Source organism: Streptomyces sp. NPDC051963, assembly GCF_044593495.1.
Lineage (GTDB): Bacteria > Actinomycetota > Actinomycetes > Streptomycetales > Streptomycetaceae > Streptomyces.
Genome location: NZ_JBIUCC010000013.1, coordinates 144,668 through 150,876, shown reverse-complemented (window position 1 = coordinate 150,876; position 6,209 = coordinate 144,668). Strand labels below are relative to the sequence as shown.

Here is a 6,209-nt window from a genome sequence, read left to right as displayed (position 1 = left end):
CCCCCACCCGATCCTGTTCCCACGGGAGTTGATCAAGTGACAGTGTCAACGACAGAGACCGCACCGGCACAGACGCCATCGCGCCGAAAGTGGATCGCTCTCGCCGTGGTGCTGCTCGCAGCTTTCCTCGACAACGTCGACTCGACGATCGTCACGGTCGCCCTGCCCAGCATCCAGGACGACCTGGGCGCCGACTTCGCCACCGCGCAGTGGACCCTGGCCGGCTACGCCCTCGCCTTCGCCGTCTTCCTGATCACCGGTGGACGGCTCGGCGACATCTACGGGCGCAAACGCCTGTTCATCACCGGCGTCGTCGGCTTCACGCTCGCGTCCGTGCTGTGCGGCGTGGCCGCCTCACCCGGTGTGCTGGTCGGCGGCCGGCTGGCACAGGGCGTCATGGCCGCGCTGATGGTGCCCCAGGTGATGTCCGTCATCATGACGACCTTCGACCAGAAGGAATGGGTCGTCGCGTTCTCCATGATGGGCGCCGTGCTGGGCCTCGGCGGAGTCACCGGCCCGCTCCTGGGCGGTGTGCTGACGGACCTGGACCTGTTCGGCCTCGGCTGGCGCGCGGTCTTCCTGATCAACATCCCGTTCGGCGTGCTGGCCGTCGTGCTGGCCGCCTGGTGTCTGCCGGAGAGCAGGTCCGACCGGGCGCCCCGCCTGGATGTGCCCGGCGTCGTCCTGGTCACCCTCGCCGCAATCGGCCTGATGTACCCGCTGGTCCAGGGACGTGAACAGGGCTGGCCCGCCTGGATGTTCGCGGTGATGGCCGGGGCGTTGCTGCTGCTGGTGCCGTTCGCCCTCTACCAGCGCCGCCGCCATGGCAAGGACGGATCGGCGCTGATTCCCCCCACCCTGTTCCGGCACCGCTCCTTCACCGCGGGTGTGTTCGTGGTGATGCTCGCCTTCTCCGGCATCACCTCGTTCTTCCTGGTGCTGACCTACCAGATGCAGCTGGGCCTCGGCTGGTCCGCCATCCGCACCGCCCTGGTCACCGTCGCCTTCCCGATCGGCATCATGGCGACCTTCCAGATCGCCTGGCGCAAGGGGACCGCCAACGGCCGGGCGTTCGTCGCCCTTGGCACCTCGATCATGGCCCTCGGCACGCTGCTGATGATCGTGCTCATCGAGACCCAGGGACCCGACCTGACCTGGCTTCAGGTGGCGGGCGCCGAACTGGTCGTCGGCCTCGGCATGGGGCTGTGTTCGCCCATCCTCACGAACGTCGTTCTCGGCGACGTACCGCCGCAGGACGCCGGAGCGGGCTCCGGCGTCGTCAACGCGCTCATCCAGTTCGGCACGGCCGCGGGGATCGCGATCGTCGGCGTGATCTTCTTCAGCCTGTCCGGCTCCGGAAGCGGCGACCGTGCCGAGCGCTTCAGCGACGCCACCGCCGCCACCCTCTGGTACAACGCGGGCGTCTTCGTGCTGGTCGCCCTGCTGAGCCCGCTGCTGCCCGGGAAGAAGCCGGCCGCCGCGGAACCCACGGACCCGACGGGCGAACGCCCGGGCCACGCCGTCGACCGACTCGTGCCCGACGGAGTATAGGCCGAATTCAGTTCCCCGGAAAAAGAAATACGCCTGGGCGGTGCGGAATTTCTGTGCCAGCCTGATTGTGCAGCAAAACTTCCCTCAGGAGGTTGGTATGACCGAAACGCCGCAGAATAATTCGTCGGAGAACGAAGCCCGGCGGAAATTCCGTGAGGCGCTCGAACGCAAGGAGAAAACGGGCCGGTCACGGCAGGCGCATGAGGAGGGCCGACGCAAGGTCAAGGGCATGAATGGGCCGGCGGGACAGAAGCGCTACTTCCGGCGCAAGACCGGCTGACTCGCAGAATCCAGGCCGCTGCTATCCCTTCGTGCCGGAGGGGTCGCAGCGGCTTTTCTGATGCGGTCGAGAATCGGTCGAGGAATTCATGAATTCCACTTGGGTACTGCTTGAATCGCGCTCGGGTTCCGCTTGGGGAATGGTCGAGAAAAAAACCGCCTGCGCGGTCTGTTCAGCGGGTTCCCGCCACCGGCCACCGGCCCGCCCCCGGATTTGTGGACGGAACATCGAGCCCGGCTCCAGCGCGCTGCGAGAAGCGGCCGTCACTGTCGGGCATAGATGCGCGACAGGTACGTAGAGGTACGAAGGAGCTGACCAACGCCGCCATGACCACCACAGCCGAGACCGTACGGACGGCGGGCGCCGGGCGCGACCGCTGGGAGGCGCTCGCACTGGCGCGCGCCGCGCGGCTCGAGGCCCTGCTCGGCGATCCGTACGACCCCGCCAACCCGCACGGGCTGCGCGCCCTGTTCGCCGCCGACCACCGGCGCACCCCGCCCGCCGCGACCGAGGCACTGCTCGACGGGGCCGGGCTGGCCGCGGAGTTCGTACCCGTCGAGTACGGCGGGCGCCTCACCCGCGCCGATCTGCTCGCGCGCACCCTGCGCCCCGTCTTCCGGCGCGATGTCGCGCTCGGCTTCGGGTACGGCATCACCTCGCTGTTCGCCACCGGCCCCGTCTGGGCGGCCGGCACCCCGGACCAGCGCCGCGACCTCGCCGAACTGCTGCTCGGCGGCGGACGCGCCACGATCCTGCACCATGAACTCGCCCACGCCAACGCCATCCTGAGGGACGAGTTCACCGCCCGACCGGCCGGTCAGGGCGGCCTGCGGCTCCACGGCCGCAAGGACCTGATCATCAACGCGGCACGCGCCGACGCGCAGATCGTCTACGCCCGTACCGACGCCGCACGCGGACCGCGCAGCCACTCCGTGTTCCTCCTCGACCCCACGCGCACCGAGCCCGGCACCATGCGGCACCTGCCGCGGATCGAGACCTCGGGGATGCGCGGAGCGCTCTTCTCCGGCCTGGAGTTCGACGGCCGCACGCTGCCCGAGGACGCCCTCGTCGGCCGTGCCGGCGAAGGCGTCGCGCTCGCCCTGCGCACCTTCCAGGTCAACCGCAGTGTCATCTGCGGGGTCGTCACCGCGGCCGCCGACACCGTCCTGCACTCCGCGGTCCGGGCCGCGACCACCGGGCGCAGCGGGCCCGTTGCCCGCCGCTGGCACAAGCCGCTCACCGGGGTCTTCGCCGATCTGCTGGCCTGCGACAGCATGGCCACCGTCGCCCTGCGCGCGCTGGGCCTGCTGCCCGACCGGGCCCATGTCCTCGCCGCCGCCGTCAAGTACGTCGTGCCCGACCTGCTGCGGGAGAACCTGGAGGAGCTCTCCACCGTGCTGGGCTCCCGGGGCTACCGGCACGGCAGCCCCGAGTACGGCGCGCTCGACAAGCTCGTACGGGATCTGCCGGTCGCCGGACTCGGCCACGCCGGCACCGCCGCCTGTCAGGCCGTGATCGTGCCGCAGCTGCGCACCCTCGCCGAGAGTGCCTGGTTCGCCGAGGACGAGCCGCCGCCCGAGCTGTTCCGCAAGGGTGCCGAACTGCCGCCGCTGGACTACCGGTTGCTGGGCATCGCCGGAGGCGGCGACTTCATGGCCGCCTCCCTCGTCGGCTCGGCCGACCGGCTCGCCCCGTCCCGCGGGGTCGGCGGCCAGATCACCGCGCTCGCCGAACTCGCCGAGGCGTTCGTCGCCGAACTGCGCGCGCTGCGCGAGACCTGCCGGCGGCTGCCGCCGTACGGGACCTCCGTCCTCGGCGATCCCGCGGTGTGCGTGCTCAGCGACCGCTACAGCCTGATCGCCGCCGCGGCCGCGGTGCTCGGCGTCTGGGAGGGCCAGGACGGCACGGATCCGTTCCTCGCCGACGCGGCGTGGGCCGTGCTCGCGCTGTCCCGGATCGGCGAGCGGCTCGGCATCCCGGTGCCCGAACTGCCCGACGGCTGCGCGGCGTACGTACTGGACGAACTGGTCCGGCGCTACCGGGCGGGACTCAGCTGCGATCTGGACGCGACACCGCTCGCGCAGTGACCGTGCGTGCGGTGCGAGAACGCGACACGGACAACAGGGAAGCAAGAGGGAAGCAAGAGGGAAGGGGGGACAGGCATGACCGGAGCGACAATGGCGAACCCGGCCCCGTGGGCCGAACCGGTCGCGGTGCCCGCGTCGGCCTTCGACGCCGCCCGGATCAGCGAACCGGTGTACGTCAGCGGGCCCGAGGGCCCGTGGCACCAGGTCCGCGAGGGCATGCGGCTGCGGGGCAACGCCGTCGTGTACACCACCTGGGGGCAGTGGCTCGCCACCGCCGTCACCGACCCCGCCCTGCGGTCGCTGCTCGGGCGCGACTGGACGCGGTACCGGCGCACCGCCGACCCGGTCGTGCGCTTCCGGTTCGTGGCGTCGCGGCTGGCCACCAAGTTCACGGCCGCGGCCGCGCTGGACGCCGAGGCGGCCGAACTCGACCTCGCGTACAAGATCGGAGGGCGGCCCTATCTGCGCGGGCTCGACCAGATCGACGTGAGCCTCACCCACACCGACGACCTCATCGCCGTCGGGGTCAGCCGCAACGGACGCATCGGCGTCGACGCGGAGCCCGCCGGGCGGACGATGTCGTTCGACCTGATGCAGGAGCATGTGTGCACGCCCGCCGAGCGCGTGGGGCTGGAGCGGCTGCCCGAGGCCGAGCGATCGGCCGGGCTGCTGCGGCTGTGGACGCTGAAGGAGGCGTACACCAAGGCCCTCGGGCAGGGACTCCGGCTCGGTTTCTCCGAGTTCGGCTTCGGCATCGGAAGCGGCGGACTGCTCGCGCCGGACGGCACGCCCGCCGCGCGCGGCGAGTGGGCCTTCAGCACCCACCGGGCCCTCGGCCGCTACCTCATCAGCGTCGCCTGCCACGACACAGGCCTCGACACCTCCGGGGACACGGCGCCGGGCACGATGCTCGACGAGGGGTTCATGGGGGCGGTGGCGGATCTGCTCGGGGCGTCGGCGGAGGACGAAGGATGACGCCCGGGGTGGCTGTTCACCGGAGGAACGCTCGGGTCGGGTTCGAGGCCGCGTGCAGGAGCGGTCGAGGATCCGGAGGAGGGGCCCCGGGCCCCGAAGGGGCGCGGGGAACGGCGCGACCAGCGACAACGGCGCCGCAGCCGACCGACGACACATCGCGGCACGTTTCTCGCCGGCACCCCCGGCGGAGCGCCTAGCACGGTGTCAGCGTCGCATCAGGACCGTGTCGGCGGGCCTGCACATACTCGTTTCGCGCTCGCAGAGAGGGGAGGGAGGGGGTACTTCCGCAGCCGTTCGCGGAGGCCGTACACACGTCGTACGCGTCGAGAGCACGCCGTACGCGCGGCCACCGAACGGGCGTGCCCCACATATCCGATGACCGCCGATCATGCATCGCCCCAGCCGCCCGAGCAGACGACGACCGTCTTCGTCGACCTGGGCCGGCCCCCCTACGACGCGCCCGCCCTGGAGCTGCGCGGCCCCCTCGACCCGGCCCGGCTCAAGGCCGCCCTCGACCACCTCGCCGTCCACGACCCGGACGCCCCGGCCTGGCGGCACCGCGTCGACGAGCTCGGCCCCGACCACCACGCGCTCCGCCTCGCCACCGACGACACGGCCACCCCGGCCGACGTCTTCCCCTACGGCCGGCTCGCCGACCTGCTCACCGATCCGCTGCCCGGCGCCCACCCCGCCCGCAGCCTCGCGGCGACCCCGCTCCAGCGTGAACTGCTCGCCGACTCCGACGCCCACCCCGGCCGCCACGTCCAGCAGCTCACCGTGGTCTGGCACGGCCCCCTCGACCCCGAACGCCTGCGCGCCGCCTGGCAGTCCGTCACCGACAGCGAGAGCGTGCTGCGCGCCGCCTTCGACGACGGGCCCGAACCTCTGATCGTCCTGCACGAGCACATCGACGCGACCGTGCTGTGGCTGCCGTACGCCGCCGTACGCTGGCCCGACCTCGTGGCACACGACCGCGTACGCGGCATCGACCCGCGCCTGCCCGGCCCGCTGCGCGTCACCGTGTTCGGCGGCGGCACGGAAGCGGAACGCGAGCAGCCCGTGCCCGCCCGGATGCTGCTCACCTACCACCACGCGCTGCTCGACGACTGGAGCGCACGTCTGCTGCTGCGCGAGTTCTACCGTGCCTACCTGGCCGGCGGCCGGCTGCCCGGCGGCGAACGCCGCCCCGACATCCGCGACTACGCCCGCTGGCTCACCCGCCAGAACACCGCCCCCGCCCACGACTTCTTCTCCCGTTCCCTCCCTTCCCCCACCGACACCACCTGGCCCGTCCCACACCCCACCACTGGCGTGGA

4 protein-coding genes and 1 pseudogene are annotated in these 6,209 nt (G+C 71.8%); all 5 read left to right on the top strand.

The annotated features are described in order from the left end of the window. Positions 1 to 42 precede the first annotated feature (42 nt). The gene (locus tag ACIHFB_RS41825; RefSeq protein WP_400129614.1) at positions 43 to 1,551 is read left to right on the top strand and encodes an MFS transporter; all 1,509 of its coding nucleotides are present in this window, start codon (positions 43 to 45) and stop codon (positions 1,549 to 1,551) included. A gap of 97 nt (positions 1,552 to 1,648) precedes the next feature. Next, complete coding sequence (locus ACIHFB_RS41820; RefSeq protein ID WP_365284618.1) at positions 1,649 to 1,831, top strand: DUF5302 domain-containing protein; 183 nt, start codon at positions 1,649 to 1,651, stop codon at positions 1,829 to 1,831. Positions 1,832 to 2,157: 326 nt separating this feature from the next. Further along, on the top strand, positions 2,158 to 3,918 hold the full coding sequence (locus tag ACIHFB_RS41815; RefSeq protein WP_365284620.1) for an acyl-CoA dehydrogenase: 1,761 nt from the start codon (positions 2,158 to 2,160) through the stop codon (positions 3,916 to 3,918). A gap of 75 nt (positions 3,919 to 3,993) precedes the next feature. Further along, positions 3,994 to 4,893 (top strand): 4'-phosphopantetheinyl transferase superfamily protein, encoded by a 900-nt coding sequence (locus ACIHFB_RS41810; protein ID WP_365284622.1) that lies wholly within the window; start codon positions 3,994 to 3,996, stop codon positions 4,891 to 4,893. Positions 4,894 to 5,268: 375 nt separating this feature from the next. Next, positions 5,269 to 6,209, top strand: a pseudogene (locus tag ACIHFB_RS41805) (hypothetical protein); the annotation flags it as partial.

Coding starts and splice junctions, on each gene's coding strand:
- ACIHFB_RS41815 (WP_365284620.1), top strand. CDS start 2,158: ATGACCACCACAGCCGAGACCGTACGGACGGCGGGCGCCGGGCGCGAC.
- ACIHFB_RS41820 (WP_365284618.1), top strand. CDS start 1,649: ATGACCGAAACGCCGCAGAATAATTCGTCGGAGAACGAAGCCCGGCGG.
- ACIHFB_RS41810 (WP_365284622.1), top strand. CDS start 3,994: ATGACCGGAGCGACAATGGCGAACCCGGCCCCGTGGGCCGAACCGGTC.